The sequence below is a fragment of the Brucella tritici genome (genome assembly GCF_902825325.1).
Taxonomy (GTDB): Bacteria; Pseudomonadota; Alphaproteobacteria; order Rhizobiales; family Rhizobiaceae; genus Brucella.
In genome coordinates this window covers 25,814-50,510 of the sequence record NZ_CADEAR010000017.1, presented here as the reverse complement: position 1 = coordinate 50,510, position 24,697 = coordinate 25,814, and the positions used below count along the sequence as shown (strand labels likewise).

Sequence of the window (24,697 nt, the reverse complement as noted above, 5' to 3'; positions counted from 1 at the left end):
GCGATAGTCAGGAGCATCATCATTTGTCGTGGGTGACGATAACCGGGATCAAGAGATCGCCCCAGTTGCCGTCGCCGTTCCCGTGCTGCCGAAGGCACACGAAATGAAAGAACATGGCGGCGACGGCGATAGTCAGGAGCATCATCATTTGTCGTGGGTGACGATAACCGGGATCAAGAGATCGCCCCAGTTGCCGTCGCCGCCATGATGCCGGGCCGAGCGGACCAGTTCCACCGAGACGCCTGCCTCGACCGCCTTCATGACGGTGTAGTTGAGGCGGTGCAGATCGTTGGCGAGCATACGGATAACGGTCTGCTGATCCGTGGTCATGCTTGAAGATTGTTCTTCTGCTCTTTCCTTGACGCGTGCTGGCGAATTCATGGAACTATTCCTCCTGTTTGTCGCCGGGCTGTTATTCAGCAGCCGGTCTGAACTGTGCTGTTTCAGTCGATTCCTTCATGGCCGTGGTCGAAGACTGGCCGCCGGTGATTGCGAGTGACACGGCATCGAAATAACCGGTGCCGACTTCACGCTGATGCTTGGTCGCGGTGTAGCCGTTGGCTTCGGCTGCAAATTCCGCCTGTTGCAGTTCGGAATAGGCTGCCATCTGCCGGTCCTTGTAACCGCGTGCCAGTTCGAACATGCCGAAGTTGAGCTGGTGGAAACCGGCCAGCGTGATGAACTGGAACTTGTAGCCCATCGCGCCCAGCTCACGCTGGAACTTGGCAATCGTGGCGTCGTCGAGGTTCTTCTTCCAGTTGAACGACGGCGAGCAGTTATAGGCGAGCTTTTTGCCCGGATGCGCCTTGTGCACGGCTTCCGCAAAGCGGCGGGCCTGTTCGAGATCGGGCTTGGATGTTTCCATCCAGATCAGATCGCAATAGGGCGCATAGGCAATCGCACGGGCGATACATGGCTCGATGCCGTTCTTCACCTGATAGAAGCCTTCAGCCGTGCGGCCCGCATCGTAATCGACAAAGGGCTGGTCGCGCTCGTCGATGTCCGAGGTCAGAAGCTTGGCGGCTTCCGCATCCGTGCGGGCGATGACCAGCGTGGCCGTTCCCATGACGTCTGCTGCCAGGCGTGCCGCATTGAGGTTGCGAATATGCGCTGCCGTCGGGATCAGAACCTTGCCGCCGAGATGGCCGCACTTCTTTTCCGAAGCGAGCTGATCTTCATAGTGCACACCAGCAGCACCTGCCTCGATGAAGGCTTTCATGATCTCGAAAGCGTTCAGCGGACCGCCAAAGCCCGCTTCTGCGTCGGCAACAATTGGCGCAAACCACGTATCGACCGATAGGCCCTTGCCTTCTGCCGTTTCGATCTGGTCGGCACGCTGCAACGTCTTGTTGATGCGCTTGGCAAGTTCCGGGGCGGCATTGGCCGGATAAAGCGACTGGTCCGGGTACATGGCCGATGCTGTGTTGGCGTCCGCTGCAACCTGCCAGCCGGAGAGGTAGATCGCCTTCAGGCCGGCACGAACCATCTGCATGGCCTGATTGCCGGAAAGCGCGCCGAGCGCATTGACGAAATCTTCCTCGTGGATCAGCTTCCAGAGGCGGTTAGCGCCCATTTCAGCGAGCGAGTACTTGATCTCCACCGAACCGCGCAGCCTTTTTACATCTTCGGCCGTATGCGCACGCTGGATGCCGTCGAAGCGACCCTTTGGTGCCGAAGGAATAAGGCTGTAAAAATCTGTCATTTCGGTGTCTCCTCGTGTTGTAGTCGGTATTTGTAGAGCAATTGGTGGCCGCTCTTTCTGTGACCAGATTTACAACTGAGATTATTGAAGTGCCAGAGAAACCGGAGAAATGGGCATATAATTGAGGTAATGCTGTCGGAGTTTTGACTGGGTGACGATGTAAATCTGTAAATCTTGTCAAAATCGATTTTTGCGTCTATTTTGTCATGAATTGTAAAATTGCCGTTATGGGTCGGGAGAACCAGGTGAGCGAACGCAAGATATTTGCCGGGCCACGCATCAGGCGCATCCGCAACGAACGGGGCCTGACCCAGACGGCCATGGCCGAAGCGCTTGGCATTTCGCCGTCTTACCTGAACCTGATAGAGCGCAATCAACGACCGCTGACGGTGCAGCTTCTGCTGAAGCTTGCCAGCGTTTACAAGCTCGACCTTGACAGTCTTCAGGCTGAAAGCGGCTCCACGATCACGGGTCTGAAGGAAGTGTTCTCCGATCCGCTTCTGACCGGCGAACTGCCCGGCGATCAGGAACTGGTCGAAATCGGCGAGGCTGCGCCCAATGCTGCCGTCGGCATCATGAAGCTTTACCGTGCCTATCGCGAGCAGCAGCAGCGCCTCTCCGATCTGTCGCAATTGCTGTCGCATGAGGGAAGCGGGGCGGAGCTTTCGGCGACGCGCCTGCCGCTGGATGAAGTGCGCGATGTGATGGCGCGGCGGGCCAACCATTATCCGCGCATCGAGGAAGAGGCCGAGAGTTTCTACACCCTGCTGAAACCGGATGGCGATTTGTCGAGCGCGTTGAAGGATTGGCTTCGCCGCGAGCATGGCATCACGGTTCGCACGCTGCCCGTTGCGGCCATGCCGAACTGGCGCAGGCGTTATGACCGGCATTCGCAGCGACTGTTTATTTCAGAGCGTCTGTCCCCCTTCGATCAGTTGCAGGAAATCGCCATGGAGGCGGCGCTGATCCGTATGCAGGTGGTGATCGGCGCAGAGACAGAGGGCCTGAAACTGTCGTCAGGCGAGGCAAAGCGCATCGCGCGGTTCGAACTGGCGCGTTATGCGGCGCAGGCCTTGATGATGCCTTATCGCCAGTTTCGCGATGCAGCTGTGCGGGCTCGTTATGATGTCGATGTGCTCCGCACGCGGTTTGGGGTCTCTTTCCAGCAGGCGGCAAACCGGCTGACCACGTTGCAGCGGCAGGGGGCAAGTGCGCTGCCCTTCTTCGTCATGGAAATCGACCATGCGGGCAACCGCCTGCGCGTTGCAGGTGCCGAAGGTTTTCCGACCCGCTTCGGCGGTCAATGCCCCAAGCTGCCGGTCTATGCGGCTTTCGCCCAGGCGGGCCAAGTGCTGGTGGAACCGGCGGAACTGCCGGATGGCTCGGCTTTCCTGACGATTGCCCGCACCCTGGAGGGGCCGCAGGGCGCATTCAGCGAGCGTCCACGCAGGACGGCGTTGCTGCTTGGTTGTGTGCTGGAAGCGGGTGCCGACACGGTCTATGGCGCTTCACTTTCAAAGGCTGGCAATACCGAGATCGGCCCGGCCTGTCGTCTGTGCGAAAGACAGGGCTGTATCACCCGCGCCGAGCCGCCGCTGACACGCCCGCTCGGTCTGGACGAAATGGTGGCGGGACTTTCTGCCTTCGACTTCCAATAATGAGCTGACATTCGTCGGGCATAACCAAAATCTCATCGCCCCTTGGGGAGCCTTTGAGATGCAATTTTTATGTTCGTCCTGTCACGACCCTGTTGACGAATGCTGTGCAATCTAAAAAAGTGCAATAAAGAAACAGTATATCCACCTTGAACCTGCACCGGAATTTAATGTGCAGATTGGAGCAAATGATGGGGATCAAATCCTTCCTTCTGGCAACGACCGTCGTGACAGGCTTTGTAGCGGCTGCCACATTTTCCGCGAGTGCGCAGGAGCGGGTGGTCAATATCTATAACTGGTCGGATTATATCGACGACTCCATTCTCAAGGATTTCACCAAGGAAACCGGGATCAAGGTCGTCTACGACGTTTACGACTCCAACGAAATTCTGGAAACCAAGCTTCTGGCCGGCGGTAGCGGCTACGATCTGGTCGTGCCATCGGGGGAGTTCCTTGGCCGTCAGATTCCGGCAGGCGTGTTCCTGAAACTCGACAAGGACAAGCTGCCGAACCTCAAGAACATGTGGGACGAAATTTCGAACCGCGCGGCAACCTACGATCCGGGCAACGAATATTCCGTCAACTATATGTGGGGCACGACCGGCATCGGCTACAACAAGGCCAAGATCAAGGAAGCGCTCGGCACCGACACAATCGACTCGTGGGCTGTGCTGTTCGACCCGGAACAGTCGGCGAAGCTTAAAGGTTGCGGCATCTATCTGCTCGATTCAGCCAGTGAAATGCTGCGTCCGGCCCTGAACTATCTGGGTCTGGACCCGAATTCGCCGTCGCCGGACGATCTGCAGAAGGCGCAGGATCTTTATCTCAAGATCCGCCCGAATATCCGCAAGTTCCATTCGTCGGAATACATCAATGCGCTGGCCAATGGCGATATCTGCATGGCGATCGGCTATTCAGGCGATATCTTCCAGGCACGTGATCGCGCCGAAAAGGCAAAGCAGGGTGTCGAGATCGGCTATTCGATCCCGAAGGAAGGCGCGCTGATCTGGTTCGACCAGATGGCGATCCCGGCAGACGCCAAGCATGTGCCGGAAGCGCTTGAATTCATGAACTACATGATGCGCCCGGAAGTGGCTGCCAAGGCTTCGAACTACGTGTTCTATGCCAATGGCAACAAGGCTTCGCAGGAGTTCATCGACAAGGAAATTCTTGACGATCCGGAAATCTATCCGACCGAAGACGTCATGAAGAAGCTGTTCGTGCCGACGCCTTATGACACCAAGACCCAGCGCGTGGTCACCCGCGCCTGGACCAAGATCGTCACCGGCCAGTAAGAGCCAAAATACTATGGGACCGATATGTCCCGCCCGACATCGTGAAGAGCGGCCCACTGTGCAGACGGAGGGCCGCTCTGTGTCTTGTAACAAGTGGGTTTTGCCCGCGGGATCAGGTTCCGGTTAAAGCATTTCCAGCAAAAGTGCGGAGCGGTTTTGCGTCGGATAATGCGTAAGGCAAAGAAATAGAGCGGTTCCATGGTTCCGTTTAACTGGAACGGCTCTAGTTTATAGGGGAACGGAATGGAATCTTTTGGCAGCTTTCGCCGCAAATTTGCGCCCTGGAACGATCCGGCGGCCAAGCCCTTCATTTCTTTTGAGAATGTGACGAAAATATTCGGCGATTTTACTGCCGTCGATGACCTCTCGCTCAATGTTTTCAACCGCGAGTTTTTCGCGCTGCTGGGTGCTTCCGGCTGTGGCAAGACCACGCTGATGCGCATGCTGGCCGGTTTCGAGGAGCCGACATCGGGCCGTATCACGCTCGATGGTCAGGATATGCGCGGCATCCCGCCCTATAAGCGCCCGGTCAACATGATGTTCCAGTCCTATGCGCTGTTTCCGCATATGACGGTAGAGAACAATATCGCCTTCGGCCTCAAGCAGGACGGCATGGCGAAATCTGAAATCGATGCGCGCGTTGCCGAAATGCTCAAGCTCGTGAAGCTGGAGCAATATGGCAAGCGCAAGCCGCACCAGCTTTCCGGCGGCCAGCGTCAGCGCGTGGCGCTCGCCCGCTCCGTCGCCAAGCGCCCGAAGGTGCTGCTGTTGGATGAGCCGCTGGGCGCGCTCGACAAGAAGCTGCGCGAGGAAACCCAGTTCGAACTGATGGACTTGCAGGTCAAGCTTGGCATGACCTTCATGGTCGTCACCCACGATCAGGAAGAAGCCATGACCATGTCCGACCGCATAGCGGTGATGGACAAGGGCCGTATCAAACAGGTGGCGACGCCGGCGGAAGTCTATGAGGCGCCGCGCTCTAAATTCGTGGCCGACTTTATCGGCAATGTGAACATCATCGAAGGCGAGGTGGTGAAAGCCGCCAATGGCGAGGCCGAGATCGCTACCGAAAAATTCGGTTTCCACATTCAGACCGAGACCCGCGAAGAACTCAATCCGGGCCAGAAGGTCTGGTATGCGGTGCGTCCTGAAAAGACGCGGATCACGCGCGAAAAGCCGGACGATGCATCGGTCAATGCGGTGGAAGGCGAGCTTTGGGATATTGCCTATTTCGGCGATATGACGGTGTTTCACGTGCGGCTCGAAAATGGGCGCACGATCAAGGCTGCAAGCCTCAATGCCGTGCGCAAGACTGAAAATCCGCTGACCTATGACGAGCGCGTCTGGGTTTCCTTCGATACTGATGCCGGTCTGGTGCTGACCGCCTGAGGAGGCCATCATGCAGAAGCTCGTCGCTTCCATTGCCAGCCGTCTCGTCATCGCAGTGCCTTATCTCTGGCTGCTGGTATTCTTTCTTGTCCCGTTTTTCATCGTCTTCAAGATTTCCCTGTCGGAAGTCGCGATGGCGATCCCGGCCTATACACCGACCTTCGATCTGGCGCAGGGGTTTGCTGCGACCTGGGAGAGGATAAAGCAGCTCTCCTTCGACAACTATTTGTGGCTGCTGGACGATCCCCTCTATTACAAGGCCTATCTGTCGAGTGTCCGCATTGCGGCTATCTCCACATTCCTGACCTTGCTGGTGGCCTATCCTATGGCCTATGGCATGGCGCGTGCACCCACGACGATCCGCCCGACATTGCTGATGCTGGTGATATTGCCGTTCTGGACGTCGTTTCTGATCCGCGTCTATGCGTGGATCGGCATCCTCAAGCCGGAAGGCCTGCTCAATCAGTTTCTGATGTGGCTCAACATCATCGATACGCCGCTTAATATTCTCAACACCGATACGGCTATCTTTATCGGTATCGTCTACTCCTATTTGCCATTCATGGTGCTGCCGATCTATTCCTCGCTGGAAAAGATGGATTATTCACTCATCGAAGCGGCACAGGATCTCGGCTGTACACCGTTCGCCGCGTTCTGGAAGATCACCTTCCCATTGTCACTGGCGGGTGTGCTTGCGGGCTGCTTCCTCGTGTTCATTCCGGCTGTGGGTGAGTTCGTTATTCCCGACCTTCTCGGCGGTTCGCAGACACTGATGATCGGCAAGACGATCTGGAGCGAATTCTTCTCCAATCGCGACTGGCCGGTGTCGTCGGCGGTGGCTGTGGTGCTCCTGATCCTGCTGATTGTTCCGATCGTGATCTTCCAGCAGGTGCAGGCGCGTCAGCAGGAAAAGGGGAAATAGGATGCAGAACAACTGGTCCCGCTTCAACATTGCATCGGTGGCTCTGGGCTTTGCGTTCCTTTATCTGCCCATCGTCCTGCTCGTCATATACTCGTTCAACGAATCCCGGCTGGTCACGGTCTGGGCAGGGTTCTCGACCAAATGGTATGTCGAGCTGTTTCGCAATCAGGCGCTGATGGATGCCGCATGGGTGACGATCCGCGTCGGGCTTCTGTCTGCAACGATTGCAACTGTTCTGGGCACGCTGGCAGCACTTGCGCTGACACGTTATACGCGCTTTCGCGGACGTATCCTGTTTTCTGGCATGGTCTATGCGCCGCTGGTCATGCCCGATGTCATTACCGGCCTGTCGCTGCTGTTGTTGTTCGTGGCGATGAATTTCGATCGCGGCTTCTGGACAGTAACGCTCGCGCACATCACCTTTTCGATGTGTTTCGTGGCAGTCGTGGTGCAGTCGCGTCTGGTGAGCTTTGACCGCTCGCTGGAGGAAGCGGCAATGGATCTGGGTGCGCCGCCGGTCACAACCTTCATGAAGGTGACGTTGCCGGTGATCCTGCCTGCGGTGGTATCGGGCTGGATGCTCGCATTCACCCTGTCGCTCGATGATCTGGTGATCGCAAGCTTTACCTCCGGTCCAGGTGCAACCACGCTGCCGATGAAGATCTACAGTCAGGTGCGCCTTGGCGTGACGCCGGAAATCAACGCGGTTTGTACGATCCTCATTGCGCTGGTGACCATCGGCGTCATTATTGCTTCGGTCGTCAACAAGCGCCGCGAAGTGCAGCGCCGCCGCGACGAACAGGCGGCGTTCCGCATGGGGTAAGACGGGAGCATTTGCCTGCTGGCCTTATCCGGTCAGTAGGCAAACCGTGCCGCGAGAAGCTTGCCCTGCGCCATGGTTGGCAATTCGATATAGCGATGCATCAACGTAGCAAGACCGATACTCAAGACAATATAGGCGGGTAGCAGCGCGATCAGGGCGACATGCCCGTAAAACACGTGCACGAGCGCAAAAAGCACTGTCGCATGGATCAGATAGAGACTGTAGGAAATACGCCCGAGAAATTGGGGCAGGGGCAGCAGCAGGAAGCGGCGCAAGGTGCCGCTTGAAGTCGCAAGCACGATGATCCAGACCAGTCCAGCCATCGTGGCCCAGTCTGTCAGGTCTCCAAGCCAATTCTTCAACATGGGCGGCCCGGCGCCGTAAGTGACCAGCAAGAGAGCCATGATATTGATCGCGACAAGCATCCGGCTGGATAGCCGCTTGTAGAAACTCTGTATGGCTGGCAGGTTCTGCGCCATGAGACTGCCCAGCAGGAAGAAGCTGGCAAAATGTACGGTTATCCACCAGCCGCCAGTATAGGGATCAGAGCGGAAACCGTTCGCGAGAATGGAAAGCCCAAAGGCGACTACAATTGCAGCAGACGGCCGCAATGTCACGGTGAGGGCGAAGAGTAGCGGAAATATGATCGATATCCGCATCTCATAAACGAGAGACCAGAAAGCTGTATTCACTTCACCATTGGGATAAGAGCCGATGAACAGCACATGTTGCGCAATCATTTGCGGCGTCACCGGCGTAGTCCATGTGAGATTGAACCAGTTGCTGAGCGGCTGGATAGATCCGTTCAGAAGCAGGGCACCGGTAAGAGCAAGCGAGAGCGCGACGAGATAAGGCAAGTATATCCGGCAGGTGCGCCGTATGAGATAGGCTGGATAGGATGGCTGGCGACGCATGAATGGCAACGTCAGAACGAAGCCGCTCAGCAAGAAGAACAGCAGGACTGCTTCATGTGCGGCAAAAAAGAAGCGCAGCGGAGATCGCAGCAGAATGAAAAAGTAAGGCCCCATGGCCTCATAGGGCCAAATATTCACGAAATGCCGCAGCAATACGACACTCGCCGCGAGGCCGCGCAGTGCATCGAGTTCGGGATAACGCTCGGGCTGGGTATGAGTCGGCATGATCCCGTTTTCCCGCTCCTGTGAAAGGTAGCGATTTTCGGGAAAGATCTATATTCGGTCAATTTGGGCCTTTGGCTGGCCCGTATAGTCGAAAGAGGTAAACGGGAGACTACTGCCCCGCTCCCATCGAAGACGGTGAAATAAATGGCCGATCCCACGAGCCGCCGACGAAGAAATTTAGCGGCGGCTTGGCTGGCGGGGTTTCCGCAGGCGGCTGATTGTTCTCGCCATCGGCAGTGCTTTCCTGCTGTTGCGGTTGGCTGTTGGGGAAAACAACTTCGCCGCTCAGCGCCAGGCTGCGATCCACGAAAGGTACAATTCCTGCCAGTGTCAGCGTACCGTCGGACGTGTCGAGCCGGGCATTTTCCAGCGTCGCGACACCGTCGGACAGATTGGCTTTCACATCCAGGCGGTTGAAGGCGAGGGCAACATTTTCCTTCCGCTCAAGAGCGAAAAAGCGCTGGCTTTGGGCCTTGGTGAGAAAATCCTGTACGGCAAAACCCTGCATCTGGCCGTTGTTGAGCTGAATGGAAACATTGCCCTGCGCATTGGTCAGAAGGCCGGACCAGCGATTGGCCGGACCTTTCATGAAAAGCGAGACATTGCCTTTGCCGCTCACGAAAGGCTTGTCGAAGCCAAGTGCGGTGAAGAACTGCGAACTGTCGATATCCGAGGCGTTGAAGCGCAGCTCGCCGCTGGCGCTCTTCAAGTCGCGCACGATCTGCACATTGGCCTGCATGATGCCGTTGAAGGCTTTGGCATCGCCGATATCAAAGATGGCACGGCCGCCGCGTATCTGAACTGCGGCTGCCACCCCCGTCATATTGACCGGGCCTGCTGTGGCGTTTTGTGCGGAAAGGCGAAGATCGACTTCCGCGCGGTCGATGAAACTCGTGTCGACCGCATCGCGGTCAGGATTGTTGCGCTCGTTCGGCGAACGTGCACCGCTGTCAGGCAGCGGAATGAAGGCCGAAAACAGGCGGCGAAGGTCGAGTTTATCGAAAGCCAGCGTGCCAGTCACCGCAGGCTGTTCCTGCTCCAGGCCGATCTCGATCACACCTTTGGCCGGGCTGTCGCTGGCGGTCATTTCCACATCGGCAAATTTCAGCCGCTTCGGTGTCGCTGTGATAGTGGAATCCAGTGAGAACGCGCCAATTTCGGCGCTGCCTGCAATCGGAGGAAGGCTGAGCCAGCGCACTGCGCCACTGAGAGACGGGGTCTTGGCGGTCAGATCGCCTTCGAAAAAGCGATCCTTGGAAATATTCGCCTTGCCCTGAAAGGTAAGGCTTAGCGGATTGGCAGTCAGGCTCGCGGTCACATCCGATGTGCCACCAGCCAGAAGCGGCAGGGCTTGTGCCGCAGTCAGGCTGAACTGGGAGGTTTCGTCACGCCATTTGGCGCTACCCTTCAGTGTCGCAGCGCTCGATGTGCGTGGCCATTCCAGCGTTGCACTGACATTGGTTATCTGCTCGTCATTGGTGATTTCCGGTTCGCTGCCCGGACGGTTGAATGCAATCGTTCCATCGCGGACCACGACGCGACCGAAGGGTTGCGAAGCCTGCTGTGCAGCCTGCGCATTGTCGCCGGAGCCGCTTTTTTGCAGGGCGCGTTGCGCACGGATTGCAGTGCCGAGCCGTCCGTTGGAATTGGCGATGGCATCAAGGAGTTGCGAGAAATTCGAAACCGGGCCGTCGAGATTGACATGCGGGCGGACGATCTGCGTTTCGGAAAAGGAGATATGTCCCATGATGGCATCGAGCGGCGAGAGTTCCACGTCGATACGGTCTGCGCTCATGAGCGGCTTCTGTCCCTGATCCGTAAGTTTGCTGAGCGTCACACCATTCAGGGACGCGCGCAGAACAGGAAACACTTTCAAGCGAGGAGCTTGCCTGAGTTCGACGCTATAGCCGGTCCAGGCGCTGATTTCCTGCGCAACGCGAATGCGGATGGCATCGGTCGAGACGATGAAAGGCACCACGGCCAGCAAGGTTGCTGCAGCCGCGGCGCAGAGAATGACGAGCGCAATTATGAGGCGCGTAAATCGGGGCCAGCGCATCAACCATCCAATCAATGAGTTTTACTAAAGCGCCAATCTGATTGAATCAGCTTGGCGCTCTAACTGTTTTTCGCACATCTTATCCGAAAACCGTTTCACGCTTCTCGGGATGCGCTCCAAGCTGTAAACCAGCAATCGGCCAAAGCAAAGACGCTGGATGTATGACTTATCATCTGGGGTGGCAGATGATGGAATCAAATCACCAGTGCTGCTTCTTTCCTATGGTTAATCAATTGCTGCACGGAAATTAACCCTGATTTTACAGTCGCTACCAATGAGTAAACTCTCAACGAAGAATTTAAGGCGTCGTTAACCGGCTTCACGCGATAAGGGATGCAACACTGAGTGATGATCGAGCTGCCGTTTCCGGTGCTCCACTGCGAATTGCTTTTGTGTCCTTTGTCTCTGAGATTCTGATAGCGCCGGTTCGTCCGGCGCTTTTTTTTATGCTTGAGAAAAGGCATGAAAAAACCTCCCGCGAGGGGAGGTTCGTTAGCTTCTTGAAAGTGAAATCAGTCGGCCAGAACGCGGGTTGGCGGGAAGGCGACCTCGACGACCGTGCCGTGGCCAGGCGTGGAATCGATCGCAAACTGCGCCCGGTTGGCTTCCACCATGGCTTTTGTCAAAGGCAGGCCTAGCCCGGTGCCTTCGCTGCGCCAGTCTTTTGCACTTTCTGCCTTGCGACGCTCCAGTGCATTGACCTGCCGGAATGGCTTCAGCGCCTGCTCGACCTCGGATTTGGTCATGCCGATGCCGGTATCGCGCACTCGCATCACGACATCGCCGTTCATTTCATAGCTTGTTGATACGATCACTTGGCCGCCCGGCGCGGTGAAACGCACTGCGTTGGACAGAAGGTTCAGTGCCACCTGCTTGATCGAACGCGTATCGGCAACGATGTCGGGCAGGTTGGACTGGAAGCTCGAACGGATGATGACGCGTTCGCGATTGGCCTGCGGCTGCATCAGCGCGATGGCTTCGGCAATGGCATCATTGAGCGAGACCGCTTCAAACTGCATGTCGAGAGCGCCCGCTTCGATCTTCGAAATGTCGAGCAGGTCATTGACGAGCGCCAGCACGTGATTGCCGGAACGATTGATGTCGCGCAGGTAATCCCGATAGCGATCATTGCCGATGGGGCCGAATTTCTCGTCGGCCATCAGCTCGGAGAAGCCGATGATCGCATTGAGCGGTGTGCGGATTTCGTGGCTTATACGAGCCAGAAACTCGGTCTTCTGGCTCGAAGCGCGTTCAGCTTCCTTGCGTGCGTTGGTCAGTTCTTCCTCGGTGCGCTTCCACTGCGTGATGTCGCGCAGAACAGCACAGTACCCACCTGCATGCGGCAGTTTGCCGATGGTCATGAACAGAGGAATGAACCCGCCCTTGGCTTCACGGCCAATGACTTCGCGCCCATCATTGAGGACACTCAGAACGCCGTTGCCGGAAAGACCATGCAGATAGTCCATCGCGGCGCGCTGGCTTTCGATGGCAAACAGCATCGAGAAGAATTTGCCTTCCGTCTCGTCGCGTTCATAGCCGAAGAGCGCCGAGGCCGAATGGTTCATGGAGCGGATGCGGCCTTCAGGATCAATAAGGACAACACCATCGGTCGCCGTGTCGAGAATGGTCTTCAGTTCCTCGACATGATCCGCAAGCGCCTGCTTCTCGTCATCGGTATTGATGGCGACCGGCGCTTGAGCCGGGGCGGCAACGGCCTCAACAGACGCTGGTGTTGCAGCTACCGGCATCAGGCTCAACATAAGTGCGCGGCCATCGCGCCAGGAAATGGCATTGAGATGCGCATCGACAGGCTCTTCGCTGCCATTGGCACGGCGCAGCACCATGCCCTGTCGTGTTTCGCCATCGTCGCTTTCGCTGTTGAACAGCACGTCGACACCACCTGCATCGCGAATATCGTCGAGCGATTCATAGCCGGTGAGATCAAGCAAAGCCTGATTGACGTAGTGAATCTTATCGCCGGAATGAATGATCACCGGCACAGGAAGATTGGCCAGCAGAGCGGTTTCATCTGCGGAGGCCGGAAGCGAGACTTCTTCGGTGGCCATTTCGCTGATGAACGGTGCTTTCGCGTCAGTCTTTTCGACCGGCTGAAGGCTGTCAGAAACGGTGTCTTCCGATGGGGCAGTCGTTTCGGTTTCAGCGCGTGAATTGGCTAGACCCTGCTTGCGCAGACGGTCGGCAATTTCGCGGAATGCGTTGCGTTCGGTCTTGGTCAGCCCGCCTTCGGGGCGCTCTTCGCGCTCCTGTTCCTTCAGCATCTTCGCCTGATCCGCAGCCACTTTCTCCTGTGCGCAGGCATTCAGCAGGCTGATGACCTTGTCGGATTCGCGGCGCCCCGGTGTCGGTGCGATGTCCAGCGGCGGCTTGGGCAACGTTGCAACAGGGCTATCGTCATTGGCGACGTCTTCGGAGAGCGCCAGAACGTCGTCGTCTTCGACAGATGTTGCCGTTTCAACCGGCTCGTTGACAGGTTTGCGCGTCTGCGGAATGCCACCTGCAAGCACCAGTCCGATTTCTTCCGGGTCCTTCTCGGCCTCTGCCGGGCGCACCACACCAAAGCCACGGAAACCGGTAAACTTCCGATCACGAGAATAGACGGGCAGGGCGGCAAGCTCGACCGGCACGCGCAAGTCCGTGCCCTCTACCGGCCACATCAACCGTTTTCCCGACCATGTGTCGCGCTTGTCGAGCAGGGCCGCAATGCTGCCATCCGGGTCGAATCCGAAGACATTTGCAACATCAGCAAAGCGCCGTCCAACGACGTCGGCCGCATTCGGCCCGATTGTTGCGGAAAGGTCCGGCGATACTTCGCTGAATACGCCATCCGGTCCTACTTTCCAGATGAAGCGGGCTGGCGGAGCATCCTGATCGAACACAAAGCTGCGGGGTTTTGGCTGATCGGCGGCCGCCTCTTCAGTATTTGCACCTGCTACAGGTTCCGGAAGCATCTCTTCCAGTATCTCTTCGGCTTCACCCTGCAGAGCGACGGGTGCTTCCAGCGTCGCGACGGGAGCATCGCCGATAATGCAGAGAAGATGCATGGGCGGCGTGTCGGTCAGCCGCGCAATCGCTCCCGGCACGGAATGTTTCCCAGCACGGATGCGGCGTTTGACGATACGGTCGGTCGCGTCTGCGGCTTCGATGACCAGATCTTCCAGCGTAGTGGAGGAAATGTCGAGCGTAGCAAAACGCAGGCTTGCGGCAATCACCCGACTGTTTGCGTCGATCAATGCGATATGCGTGCTGTCGTCGCTGAGACCGGAAATGACGGCTTCGGCCTTGGCGTCCTTGCCATCGGCAGTCAGCAGCAGCCCGGACACGCCGTCGGGCAGTGTAATGTGCGAAACGCTGAAACGGGTAAGGTCGGAACGCAATCCGCCACCAAGACGAACGGAAACGGTTCGGGTTTCACCGTCGGCATTGCTGTTCGATGAGGCGATCTGCCGACGTGTGGCTATGGGCAGATCGAGCCCGCCGCCGATCATGTCTTCCACGCGATCGAAACCGAAAAGCTTCGCGCCGGGGCCGTTGACCCAAAGCACTGCCGAAAGGTCGTGCGTCAGCACGAGCTGCACATCGCCCTTTGCAAAGCCTTCGCGGATAGAATCCAGCGCGGCAATATCGATGAAGGGGTATGATCCTGACATACCTGTCCTTACCTGTTCTTTCGACCGCCCGCAGTGCTTGTTAACACCCTGTTAATAAGCCTCTTGTGGGCGCGGGTCCACATTGCCATTGGGTATGGGCTGCATTTTCTGTTTCATTAGTTAATGCGGGAAAGGCAATTTTACAGGCTCGACCCAATATCCAAGTTGTGCACAGCCGGTCATCTATAATGGTTACCAGCGCGTGACCTTTATGAGCAAGATTTGATATAGAATCCTGCAATTGGGAATTTCTCAAAAAAGAGAGCTATAATCACTTGCAATATGGATCGATTCTCCGTATGTGACCCCCTGTCGGCGACGCCAGAGCGTCACGCAGCCGACACAAAGGTACGCGGTCGTAGCTCAGTTGGTTAGAGCGCAGGATTGTGGCTCCTGAGGTCGTTGGTTCAACTCCAACCGACCGTACCATTGCCCCTCATACATTTGTTGCGAGTGTGAGCCAGTGCTGAAGCGCTCGCTCACCAGTCTTTGGCAAACTCAATGAAACCAATCGATTAGCGGCAAGGCGATGCAAGGCATCTCGCACTGATTGGAACAAAAGCCCTATCCTTCCATTAGGTCTATAGCGGCAAGTTTCATGCCGCTGAAACGAACAGGAGGATTTGATCCATGAAACAGGTCAACCCGACTGAAGCAAGACAAGGCCGTGAAGGTAAGCCCGTTCTCATAGTGTTGCTGGTCAGTATCGCGGCGGCGCTCGTCGTGTGGGTACTGGTAGAGATCTACGGCGCTGTTATTTCTCCCGACGAGAACACCCCCAATGGCGAGAATTCCTTGCCGCCTGCCGCGACAGAAACGGTTCCACCAGCATCGGCAAAATGACTGTAGGTCATCGCTGTTGTTAGCATTTGGCCATAGCGGAACCAAACCCCACCATGCCCGTTATCGGGCATGGAACAATTCTGGGCTGAATTTACGCACGACAATGTAATCAGTTTGCCGATGGTTCTGGCGCGAATGCTGCTGGCAACGCTGCTCGGTTCCATCATCGGCCTTGAGCGGGAATGGCGGAGGCGCCCCGCCGGGCTGAAGACCCACATGCTGGTCTGTCTCGCCTCGGCTACCTTTACAATTGTCTCGCTAGAACTGGTCAATGTGCCGGTATTTAATGATCAGAATATCCGGATGGACCCTTCGCGGCTCGTTGAAGCGATCACAAGCGGCGTCGCGTTCCTGGCGGCGGGGTTTATTATTTTCGCACGCGGAAAAATAACCGGCATTACGACCGGTGCTGGTATGTGGCTTGCGGCATCCGTCGGCCTCGCCAGTGGCCTCGGCCTCTGGCATATCGCGATCATGGCGACGTTTATCGCCGTCACCGTTCTGATCGTGGTAGGAAAGATGGAAAACTCTGTCGGTCCGGACAACAGCAAAGTTGAGGACAAAGCCTCCTGAGCCGTTGCCGGGCCTATCATGTTGCTTGCGTTGACTGATCAGGCTTCGGCAAGCGCCTCGGTGATGCTGTCCTTCAAGGTGAGGCGCTGTTTGCGCAGGTTCGTTTCTTCTTCCTGGCTCACGGGCGCGATCTTCGTTTCGGCGCGGTGGATGCGGTCATTGACGGAATCATACTCTTCCAGGATGCGGGCAAAATGCGCATCCTTCGCCTTCAGTGCATGAATGGCATCGAGCTGACCGGGAAACTCTTCTCCAAGTGTGTGGGGGGTATTCGACATTCTGTAGCTCCTTCCTTTGGTTGAAAAGAGCTTCGCAAGCCAACGAGCGGACGGCATTGATCGCAATCAAGACGGGCTGAAAGGAGCATGCCGAAACTGCATGGCTGGCATGCAAATGCCGATCTTCTAAGTCGTTGGAGCGATCCCCATCTGATAGTCACGGACTAACGAAGTGTCCGTGATGGAGAGAAAAATGTTTACCCGCTTCAATAACCGTTTCGGTCGTGCATTCGCGCAATTCGGTAGCGCTGTTCGTGCTTCTGCTGCTGTGCGCGCTGGTCAGAAGCCAACTGCCCAGGACCTTGAGACGCTTGGCATCGACGTTGACCAGTTCCGTCGTATTCAGGGTTGAGCAGTTAAGTAAGCGTACGCGTATCTGAGTAAAAAAGCCCGGCTTTGCCGGGCTTTTGTTTTTTAATCTTCGTCTGTCGCCATCTGGCTCAGCAATTCGCCCTTGCCGCGCTGGCGCATGATCATGGGGACGACGACTGCGGCAATCGCCAGTGCGATCAGCACAACCGATACCCAGGAATGCACCAGAGTCATCGGGTTGCCCTGGCTGATCTGCAGTGCCTGACGCAAGCTTTTCTCGGCCATCGGTCCGAGGATCAGGCCAACGACAACCGGCGCGATTGGGTATGAGAAGCGCCGCAGCACATAGCCCAGCACACCAAATGCCAGCAGCAGGCCGAGTTCGAACGAAACCGGCAGGCCGAAGAGCATCGAGGTTGAGGCATTCGCGCCGATTGTTCCAAGCGTGGCAAAAACCAGAATGCCGGCATAGAGCCAATGACGCGGAATGGTGAGCATCTTCACCCACAGGCCGATCAGCGGCAGATTGAGAACCAGCAGCATCAGATTGGCAACGAGAAGGCTCGCCACCAGACCCCAGACCAGCGTGGCATTGGTCACGAACAGCAGAGGGCCGGGCTGTAGGCCGAATTGCTGGAAACCCGCCAGCATGATTGCTGCCGTCGCCGTGGTGGGCAGGCCAAGCGTCAGAAGCGGCACGAGTGTTCCGGCAGCGGAAGCATTGTTGGCAGCCTCCGGCCCCGCAACGCCTTCGATAGCGCCTTTGCCGAATTCTTCCGGATGTTTCGAGAACTGCCGTTCCGCCGAATAGGAAAGGAAGCTTGATACATCGGCGCCGCCCGCAGGCATGGCCCCGATCGGAAAGCCGATGGCGGTGCCGCGCAGCCACGGCATCCACGAGCGTTTCCAGTCGTTTTTGGTCATCCAGACGGAACCCTTGACGGCAATGACTTCATCTTCTGGCCGAAGCTTCTTCGACACGACCGCAAGGGTTTCACCAATAGCGAACAACGCCACTGCCAATGTGGTGACATTGATGCCATCGAGCAGGTTCGGCGTTCCCATGACAAGGCGCGCCTGACCGGTCAATTGGTCGATGCCGATCAGGCCCAGCGCCAGTCCGATGAACAGGGATGTCAGGCCGCGCAGCGTGGAATCGCCAAATGCGGCCGAGACCGTCATGAAAGCCAGAAGCATGAGCGCGAAATATTCGGAAGGCCCGAAGGACAAGGCGAATTTCACGACCCATGGCGCGACGAAGGCGAGCGCCAGAGTGGCGATCAGGCCCGCAATGAACGAGCCGATGGCCGCCGTTGCAAGTGCTGGCCCGCCACGTCCGGCGCGGGCCATCTTGTTGCCCTCCAACGCGGTGACGATGGAGGCGCTTTCTCCCGGCGTATTCAGCAGGATCGATGTGGTTGAGCCGCCATACATGCCGCCGTAATAAATGCCGGCGAACATGATGAGGGAGCCGGACGGGTCCAGCTTGTAGGTAACGGGCAGAAGGAGCGCGACGGTGAGCGCTGGGCCAATGCCAGGCAGCACGCCGACGGCGGTGCCGAGCGTGACACCGATCAGCGCATAAAGAAGATTCGATGGTTCAAGCGCCACCAGAAGCCCGTTGGCGAGAAGTGCGACAGTATCCATGAAAGCGCTCCGTCCCTAAACGAATTGTTCGAGCCAGCCGGACGGCAGCGACAGCTGCAGGCCGCGCGCAAAGATGAACCAGATCACGAAGGCGAAGACGATGCCGACGGGAACGCTGATCCAGAATTTGCGATAGCCGAAGCCGCGCGCGGTCGCCGCAAAAAGCAGGCCGGTGGACAGAGAAAAGCCAACGGTTTTCATCGTCAGCATCTGGATGGCCAGACCGCCGATGATCCACGCCATCGGAGCAATTTCCTGATGCTCACGCTCGGGAAAATCGCCGCGAAGGGCTTCGAACACGGTCCAAATGGCAAGGCCGAATAATCCGGCTGCGACGACATAGGGAACGGTTTTCGGGCCGACTGGCGAGTAGCTCGTCACGTCGTTGCCGTAGGTCGTCGACCAGGCAATGGCAATGGCGACAGCTGCAAGAACAAGGGCGATGACAAGAGCGGCGAAATCTGGCGCCGCCCCTTCCGGGCGGCGCTTTTCCTGCGGTTCTGATCCTGTCATTTGACGAGGCCGATTTCCTTGAGGATGGTTTCCGTCGCGGCAACGTCCTTGGCGAGCTGTTCCTTGAACGCCGGGCCGGCGAGATAGGTATCTGCCCAGCCCTTGTCTTTAAGGGCCTTCTGCCAGGACTCAGACTTCACCATTTTCTCGATATCGGCATTGATGGCAGCTTCCTGTTCGGCTGTGATGCCGGGAGCTGCACCCACCATGCGCCAGTTCTGGATCGAAACGTCGACGCCGCCTTCCTTGAAGGTTGGTGCGTCGATGCCTTCCACGCGCTCGTCACTCGAAATGCCGATGATGCGCAGCGTACCCGCCTTGATCTGGGCTTCGAATTCGCCGTAGCCGGAAATGCCAACGGTCACCTGATTGCCGAGAATGGCCGCCAGTGCTTCACCGCCGCCGGAGAAGGCGATGTAATTGACCTTTGTCGGATCGACCCCTGCCGCCTTGGCAAAGAGGCCAGCGGTGATATGGTCGGTGCCGCCAGCAGAACCGCCGCCCCACGAAACGGAGCCCGGATCTGCCTTCAGTTTCGCGGCAAGATCGCCGAGGTTCTGGATATCGGAAGATGCCGGTACGACGATGGCTTCGTATTCCCCTGTGAGGCGTGCAATCGGCGTGATGGCGTCGAGTGTCACCGGCGACTTGTTGGTCAGGATAGCGCCGACCATGACATAGCCGCCAACGATGAGCTGGCTTGGATCGCCCTTGTTTTGGTTCACAAACTGCGCGAGGCCGATGGTGCCGCCAGCGCCTGGAACGTTGATGACCTGTACGCTGCCGGAAATCTTTTCATCCTGAAGCGCGCTCTGCATCGTGCGTGCCGTCTGGTCCCAGCCGCCGCCCGGAGCCGCAGGCGCGAGCACCTTGTAGTCTTCTGCAGAAGCAGAGCCTGCCATAGCCAACGCCGCTACCGACGTCAGGGCCAGAATAAATCTACGCATATGTCCTCCCAGATAGAATGTATGCCGCCTTGCGGCGGACCTCCCCAAAGTCCCGCTCCTCTAGCGGGAGAAAACTACATGGAGATTAGCGAAAACAAATTCAATAGGCCAGCGCATGCGACGATAGTTTGGCCGCAATTTAAGTAACGGGCTTTCGAATCACTTGAAAACCGCAAGCTGGAAATAGCGGCCGAGACCTGCTTGACGACGGCAGCGGACCAACGTAATAGTGTAACAACGGTTCCCCGACCGAGAGCGAAGGGGATTAATAGGGAACACGGTGAGGACGACCCAAAAAGGGGCCAAGACCGTGGCTGCCCCCGCAACTGTAAGCGGATTGCCGTTCATCCTCGTGACGTTCAAAGCGTCATGCCACTGTGCCGGAGAAGCGCGGGAAGGCAGATGATCAGCAGATATTCGTGAGCCAGGAGACCTGCCGTTTAGTGTTGTCCATTGTCACGGGCGGGGATGCCCGGAGCAGGAGCCGGTTATGACAGATTTCTGCGTCGCAGGACGCTTCCTCCCATCGTCATCGCATGATTTCGATATGTTCCCGGATATGCCTGTCCGTCTTCCGCGCCGGAATTTATCCGCCGCCTGACAGGGCGTCTTTCTCTCATCATTTCGGGGACTTTCATGAATATTCTCGGCAAGATGCCGTTTCGCGCCGCCTTTTGCGCGGCTGCATTTTTTCTCGCAGGCGGGGTATCCGCACAGGCAGCGGAAACGCAATATCCGCTGACGCTGAAAAACTGCGGTCGTGACGTTACCTTCAAGCAGGCACCCGCCCGCGCGGTTGCAGTTGGCCAGAGCAGCACAGAGATTCTTTACAGCCTGGGTCTCGGCGACAAGGTTGTCGGCACGGCAGTGTGGTTCGGCCCTGTTCTCAAAGGCTTTGAACAGGTGAATGCCAAGGTCAAGCGGCTTGCCGATAATGATCCGAGCTTTGAAAGCGTTCTGGCGCAGAAGCCGGATATCGTGACGGCGGATTTCCAGTGGCATGTCGGCCCGACAGGCATCGTGGCAAAGCCTGAACAGTTCGAGGAACTGGGCATCGCTGCCTATACCTCGCCTTCCGATTGCGTTGGCAAGGACAATTCCGGCGGTGGCGACGGCGTTCGTACGGCGGCGTTCAAGATGGATATCGTCTATCAGGAAATTACCGAACTGGCGGAAATCTTCAATGTGCAGGACCGTGGCGAGAAACTCGTCGCCGACCTGAGGGCGCGCGAAGCGGCTGCGCGTGAAAAAATTGGGTCTACTGACGGCAAGCTTTCGGCTGTCGTCTGGTTCTCCAGCACGCAGGTCGATGCCGATCCTTACGTTGCAGGCAAATTTGGCGCGCCCGCCTATATTCTTTCGGCACTCGGCATCAAGAATGTGATCGACAGCGAGGAAGAATGGCCGACGGTCGGATGGGAAACGATTGCGAAATCGAACCCTTCGATGATCGTTGCTGCAAAACTGGATCGCCGTCGCTATCCGGCTGACGACATTGCCGTCAAACACCAGTTCCTTGAGAACGATGCGGTGACGAAGCTGATGCCAGCGGTCAAGGGCAAGCATGTCTTCGACATGGATGCACAGTCGATGAGCACCTCGCTTCGCGTGATCGAAGGCATCGAAACGCTTGCCGCCGACATTGCCGCCTCGGGCCTGAACAAGTGACGGTTCGGGCGGCGACAACAGGCTTCAAACAGAAGGGAAGGGCACGCTCCGGCGTGTTCTTCCTGGCCTTTTCGCTTGTCCTGCTTCTTCTTGCCCTTTGGCTCGGAGCGGCGATAGGCGAAACGGCAATACCGCTCGAGGTGGTTGCGAAGACCGTGGCCAATCGGGTGTGGAACGCCGGTTATCCGCTCGAACCCATCGATGAAGGGATCGTCTGGAGCTATCGCCTCAGCCGTGCGGTTATCGCGGCATGTTGCGGCGCGTCGCTTGCAATATCCGGTGTCATTCTGCAGTCGTTGCTTCGAAACTCGCTCGCTGATCCTTATATTCTGGGCATTTCCGCTGGTGCCTCGACAGGGGCTGTCAGCGTTGCCATTCTTGGCATAGGTGCCGGCGTGCTGACGCTATCGCTGGGTGCGTTCATTGGCGCTATTGTTGCTTTTTGCCTTGTGTCCCTGCTGGCGTTGCGGGCCGGACGCGGCAGCAGCGCGATCATCCTCGCAGGCATTGCCGGTTCGCAACTTTTCAATGCGCTGACATCATTCATCGTCACAAAGGCCGCAAATGCCGAACAGGCGCGCGGTATCATGTTTTGGCTTTTGGGCAATCTTTCCGGGGTGCGCTGGCCCGATGTCACTCTCGCTTTACCTGCCTGCCTGATCGGGCTTGCAATCTGCCTGTGGCATGCGCGTGCGCTTGATGCCTTCACCTTCGGAACGGAATCCGCCGCTTCGCTCGGCATACCGGTACGTCGCGTCTATGCGGTGCTGATTGGCGTCAGCGCCATGATGACGGCGGTGATGGTTTCCATTGTCGGCTCGGTTGGCTTTATCGGCCTTGTTATTCCCCATGCGGCGCGCATGGTGGTCGGGGTCCGCCATGGCAGGCTGTTGCCTGCGGCAGCACTCATAGGCGCGATCTTCATGATCGTCGCCGATATTCTGTCGCGTATCATCATTCCGGGGCAGGTTCTGCCGATCGGCGTCATCACGGCCTTGTTCGGTGCGCCGGCCTTCGCCCTGTTGCTTGGACAAAGGAGGGCTTGGTCATGATCCTCTCAGCACGCAATATCGGCTGGTCGGTGGGCAATGTCGAGATTTTGCGAGATGTTTCGCTGGAAGTGACGGAAGGTGAGTTTCTTGGCATCATAGGGCCGAACGGGTCGGGAAAGACCAGTTTTCTCTCCCTGCTGTCCGGCGTTCGCAGGTGCCGCGTCGGTGAAATCAATCTGTGCGGCGCGCCCATCGACAGTTTCAGCCGCCGCGAGATCGCACGGAAAATGGCGCTGGTCGAGCAGCAGGCAGGAACGACGGAACGCATTACGGCGCGTCAGGCGGTCGAACTTGGGCGGACGCCCTATCTCGGCGCGCTGTCGCCGTGGTCGGAGGAGGATGATGCAATCATTGACCAGGCGCTGGTCAATGTCGATATGGCGCATCTGGCCGACCGCTGCTGGCATACGCTTTCCGGTGGCGAGCGGCAGCGTTTGCATATAGCCCGCGCTTTGGCGCAGGAACCGCAGATACTGCTTCTGGACGAGCCGACCAATCATCTCGACATCGGGCACCAGATCGGACTGCTCGATCTTGTCAGCCGCCAGAAACTGACGGTTGTGGCTGCGTTGCATGACCTGAACCATGCCGCAATGTTCTGCGACCGTATTGCGGTGATGGACAAAGGCAGCCTCGTTGCGCTCGGGACGCCGCGCGAGGTGTTGCGAGCAGAGCGTATAACCGAGGTTTTTGGCGTCGACGTCGATGTCGAATATCAAGGCATTAGCGGTTGTCACGTCCGTTATCGCGCGCCGAGCTGCCGTTCTCTTGAACTCAGACATTCAGCGTAACCGGTTATCCGCGAGTCTTTGTTATGCGTAATGCCATCCTTTCACTAAATGGGAAATAAATAGGAATTTATAAAAGGTATCGCTAATATATTTACTATGAAATTACGGGTAACATCATGAAAATCTGTAGTTCTTTCAAATTTTACTCACAGTAATTTGAGCCGATTTGTTGACAAACTGTTTCCATAGTGTTGACGGTTGGATTATATAACCTCAGCGCATCAGGGCAATGTACTCATCTGCAAGGCTGTGGCCTTGCTTGTTGAGTGCAGGCTGAAGGACAGAAGAGATCATAGTCTGATTTGTTCCGTCATTCACGGTCCTGATATGCGGGTCGTTCCGGTTTTGGGTCGGAAAGATCCGTTTTAAATAAAGAAACATTATTGGCATGTTCGCATGAACGCGGCATGTGGCGAATGCAGTTTTTTCAATGAATTACTATACTTATAGAGAGCGGCGGCTTTTCGTTTTGGAAAGCCGCCGTTGTTTTATCAGGGGCACTGCGCGCCGGTTACTGTGAGATAGACCGCATAGAGCGACTTCGTCGCTGCAATGAATAGCCGGTTGCGGCGGGGACCGCCGAAGGTCACATTGGCGACCGTCTGCGGCGTCTTGATCTTGCCAAGGAGCGTGCCTTCCGGCGAGAAGCAGTGCACGCCGTCGCCAGCGCTGGTCCACAGATTGCCGTCCGTATCGAAACGGAAACCATCTGGCAGGCCATCGTCTATGGTGCAGAATACGGAGCCGCCGGTAACCCGCTCCCCACCATCCACCACGTTGAAGACGCGGATGTGGCGCGGTGCATTCTCATCGTGGCTATAAGCGCTGTCGGCGACATAGAGCTTGGTTTCGTCTGGCGAGAAGGCAAGTCCGTTCGGCTGGTGGAAGTCGGTAACGACGGCATTGATCTCGCCACTCTTCGGGTCCAGCCGATAGACATTGCGCGAAGGCTGCTCTGGGGCGGCCTTGTAGCCTTCATAATCGGCCATGATGCCGTAGGTCGGATCGGTAAACCACACGGTGCCGTCCGAGCGCACGATGACGTCGTTGGGCGCATTGAGTTTTTTGCCCTGATAGCTGTCGGCGAGCACGGTGATGCTGCCATCCGCTTCCGTGCGGGTGACGCGACGACCTCCATGCTCGCAGGTGACGAGGCGTCCTTCGCGGTCACGCGTATTGCCGTTGGAAAAATTGGACGGGTTGCGGAACACTGAAACACTGTCGCCAACGGGGGCTTCCGGTACCCAGCGCAGGATGCGCTGGTTCGGAATGTCGCTCCACAGAAGGCAGTTCTGGTCACCGAACCACACTGGGCCTTCTGCCCAGCGGCAGTCGCTATAAAGTTCGTCCAGATCGGCACTCGGCACGATCATCTGCTTGAAGCGTTCGTCGTGGATTTCGTAAATCGAAACAGTTTTTGACAA

The 24,697-nt window shown here is 57.2% G+C and carries 23 protein-coding genes, 1 tRNA gene and 1 riboswitch; of the genes, 12 read left to right on the top strand and 12 right to left on the bottom strand.

Annotated features, from left to right (window positions below; all coding sequences use genetic code 11):
* Positions 1–19: 19 nt before the first annotated feature.
* From HWX93_RS23185 to aceA, 3 genes are read right to left on the bottom strand one after another with little or no spacing between them, the layout of a single operon-like run.
* The gene (locus HWX93_RS23185; protein ID WP_268904588.1) at positions 20–145 is read right to left on the bottom strand and encodes a hypothetical protein; all 126 of its coding nucleotides are present in this window, start codon (positions 143–145) and stop codon (positions 20–22) included.
* The gene (locus HWX93_RS19270; protein WP_010659117.1) at positions 145–381 is read right to left on the bottom strand and encodes a hypothetical protein; all 237 of its coding nucleotides are present in this window, start codon (positions 379–381) and stop codon (positions 145–147) included. The genes HWX93_RS23185 and HWX93_RS19270 overlap by 1 nt, the downstream gene beginning before the upstream one ends.
* Before the next feature lie 31 nt (positions 382–412).
* Positions 413–1,702: an isocitrate lyase gene (aceA, locus tag HWX93_RS19265; protein ID WP_010659116.1), complete on the bottom strand. Its 1,290-nt coding sequence runs from the start codon at positions 1,700–1,702 to the stop codon at positions 413–415.
* 245 nt (positions 1,703–1,947) lie between these two features.
* Between aceA and HWX93_RS19260 the strand changes: the two genes are divergently transcribed.
* From HWX93_RS19260 to HWX93_RS19240, 5 genes are all read left to right on the top strand, one after another.
* Positions 1,948–3,360, top strand: a complete 1,413-nt coding sequence (locus HWX93_RS19260; RefSeq protein ID WP_176038372.1) for a helix-turn-helix domain-containing protein — start codon at positions 1,948–1,950, stop codon at positions 3,358–3,360.
* 188 nt (positions 3,361–3,548) lie between these two features.
* Positions 3,549–4,652, top strand: coding sequence for a polyamine ABC transporter substrate-binding protein (locus HWX93_RS19255; RefSeq protein ID WP_176038371.1), 1,104 nt, complete (start codon positions 3,549–3,551; stop codon positions 4,650–4,652).
* A 243-nt stretch (positions 4,653–4,895) separates the two neighbouring features.
* On the top strand, positions 4,896–6,041 hold the full coding sequence (locus tag HWX93_RS19250; protein WP_010659113.1) for an ABC transporter ATP-binding protein: 1,146 nt from the start codon (positions 4,896–4,898) through the stop codon (positions 6,039–6,041).
* Between the two features lie 10 nt (positions 6,042–6,051).
* Positions 6,052–6,963, top strand: a complete 912-nt coding sequence (locus HWX93_RS19245; RefSeq protein WP_176038370.1) for an ABC transporter permease subunit — start codon at positions 6,052–6,054, stop codon at positions 6,961–6,963.
* Position 6,964: 1 nt separating this feature from the next.
* Positions 6,965–7,786 carry an ABC transporter permease gene (locus HWX93_RS19240; RefSeq protein WP_010659111.1) on the top strand — a complete coding sequence of 274 codons (822 nt, stop codon included), beginning with the start codon at positions 6,965–6,967 and terminating at the stop codon, positions 7,784–7,786.
* Between the two features lie 32 nt (positions 7,787–7,818).
* Here the strand turns inward: HWX93_RS19240 and HWX93_RS19235 are convergent, their stop codons facing one another.
* The 4 genes from HWX93_RS19235 to pdhS form a co-directional block, all read right to left on the bottom strand.
* The gene (locus tag HWX93_RS19235) at positions 7,819–8,925 is read right to left on the bottom strand and encodes an acyltransferase family protein (protein WP_176038369.1); all 1,107 of its coding nucleotides are present in this window, start codon (positions 8,923–8,925) and stop codon (positions 7,819–7,821) included.
* A 109-nt stretch (positions 8,926–9,034) separates the two neighbouring features.
* Entirely contained in the window at positions 9,035–10,981 is a 1,947-nt protein-coding gene (locus HWX93_RS19230) for an AsmA family protein (protein ID WP_176038368.1), read from the bottom strand.
* Positions 10,982–11,175: 194 nt separating this feature from the next.
* Positions 11,176–11,445, bottom strand: coding sequence for a hypothetical protein (locus HWX93_RS19225; protein ID WP_146206465.1), 270 nt, complete (start codon positions 11,443–11,445; stop codon positions 11,176–11,178).
* A gap of 48 nt (positions 11,446–11,493) precedes the next feature.
* Positions 11,494–14,649, bottom strand: coding sequence for a cell-division control histidine kinase PdhS (gene pdhS / locus HWX93_RS19220; RefSeq protein ID WP_176038367.1), 3,156 nt, complete (start codon positions 14,647–14,649; stop codon positions 11,494–11,496).
* Between the two features lie 352 nt (positions 14,650–15,001).
* On the opposite strand from pdhS, the gene HWX93_RS19215 reads away from it, so the two are divergent.
* From HWX93_RS19215 to HWX93_RS19205, 3 genes are all read left to right on the top strand, one after another.
* Positions 15,002–15,078 (top strand) — tRNA-His (locus tag HWX93_RS19215).
* A 201-nt stretch (positions 15,079–15,279) separates the two neighbouring features.
* Positions 15,280–15,492, top strand: a complete 213-nt coding sequence (locus HWX93_RS19210; protein ID WP_176038366.1) for a hypothetical protein — start codon at positions 15,280–15,282, stop codon at positions 15,490–15,492.
* Between the two features lie 69 nt (positions 15,493–15,561).
* Positions 15,562–16,065, top strand: a complete 504-nt coding sequence (locus HWX93_RS19205; RefSeq protein ID WP_176038365.1) for an MgtC/SapB family protein — start codon at positions 15,562–15,564, stop codon at positions 16,063–16,065.
* 38 nt (positions 16,066–16,103) lie between these two features.
* Here HWX93_RS19205 and HWX93_RS19200 read toward each other — a convergent pair whose 3' ends face one another.
* Positions 16,104–16,343 (bottom strand): YdcH family protein, encoded by a 240-nt coding sequence (locus tag HWX93_RS19200; RefSeq protein ID WP_176038364.1) that lies wholly within the window; start codon positions 16,341–16,343, stop codon positions 16,104–16,106.
* 193 nt (positions 16,344–16,536) lie between these two features.
* Between HWX93_RS19200 and HWX93_RS19195 the strand changes: the two genes are divergently transcribed.
* Complete coding sequence (locus tag HWX93_RS19195; RefSeq protein ID WP_100229493.1) at positions 16,537–16,695, top strand: hypothetical protein; 159 nt, start codon at positions 16,537–16,539, stop codon at positions 16,693–16,695.
* A 62-nt stretch (positions 16,696–16,757) separates the two neighbouring features.
* Here HWX93_RS19195 and HWX93_RS19190 read toward each other — a convergent pair whose 3' ends face one another.
* Genes HWX93_RS19190 through HWX93_RS19180 form a run of 3 tightly spaced genes read right to left on the bottom strand, consistent with a single transcriptional unit; the run spans position 16,758 to position 19,762 of the window.
* Positions 16,758–18,302, bottom strand: coding sequence for a tripartite tricarboxylate transporter permease (locus HWX93_RS19190; protein ID WP_109986368.1), 1,545 nt, complete (start codon positions 18,300–18,302; stop codon positions 16,758–16,760).
* A 15-nt stretch (positions 18,303–18,317) separates the two neighbouring features.
* Positions 18,318–18,815 (bottom strand): tripartite tricarboxylate transporter TctB family protein, encoded by a 498-nt coding sequence (locus HWX93_RS19185; RefSeq protein WP_061346961.1) that lies wholly within the window; start codon positions 18,813–18,815, stop codon positions 18,318–18,320.
* Positions 18,812–19,762 carry a Bug family tripartite tricarboxylate transporter substrate binding protein gene (locus HWX93_RS19180; protein ID WP_061346962.1) on the bottom strand — a complete coding sequence of 317 codons (951 nt, stop codon included), beginning with the start codon at positions 19,760–19,762 and terminating at the stop codon, positions 18,812–18,814. Before HWX93_RS19180 ends, HWX93_RS19185 begins: the two co-directional genes overlap by 4 nt.
* Before the next feature lie 221 nt (positions 19,763–19,983).
* Positions 19,984–20,218, top strand: a riboswitch (cobalamin riboswitch).
* Between the two features lie 180 nt (positions 20,219–20,398).
* Between HWX93_RS19180 and HWX93_RS19175 the strand changes: the two genes are divergently transcribed.
* From HWX93_RS19175 to HWX93_RS19165, 3 genes are read left to right on the top strand one after another with little or no spacing between them, the layout of a single operon-like run.
* Positions 20,399–21,430 (top strand): ABC transporter substrate-binding protein, encoded by a 1,032-nt coding sequence (locus HWX93_RS19175; RefSeq protein WP_176038363.1) that lies wholly within the window; start codon positions 20,399–20,401, stop codon positions 21,428–21,430.
* Positions 21,427–22,482 (top strand): FecCD family ABC transporter permease, encoded by a 1,056-nt coding sequence (locus tag HWX93_RS19170; RefSeq protein ID WP_419191099.1) that lies wholly within the window; start codon positions 21,427–21,429, stop codon positions 22,480–22,482. The genes HWX93_RS19175 and HWX93_RS19170 overlap by 4 nt, the downstream gene beginning before the upstream one ends.
* A complete protein-coding gene (locus tag HWX93_RS19165) occupies positions 22,479–23,273 on the top strand; it encodes an ABC transporter ATP-binding protein (RefSeq protein WP_176038362.1) in 795 nt (264 codons plus the stop codon). Before HWX93_RS19170 ends, HWX93_RS19165 begins: the two co-directional genes overlap by 4 nt.
* A 491-nt stretch (positions 23,274–23,764) precedes the next feature.
* On the opposite strand, the gene HWX93_RS19160 is transcribed toward HWX93_RS19165, so the two are convergent.
* The gene (locus HWX93_RS19160; protein ID WP_176038373.1) at positions 23,765–24,646 is read right to left on the bottom strand and encodes an SMP-30/gluconolactonase/LRE family protein; all 882 of its coding nucleotides are present in this window, start codon (positions 24,644–24,646) and stop codon (positions 23,765–23,767) included.
* Positions 24,647–24,697: the final 51 nt, after the last annotated feature.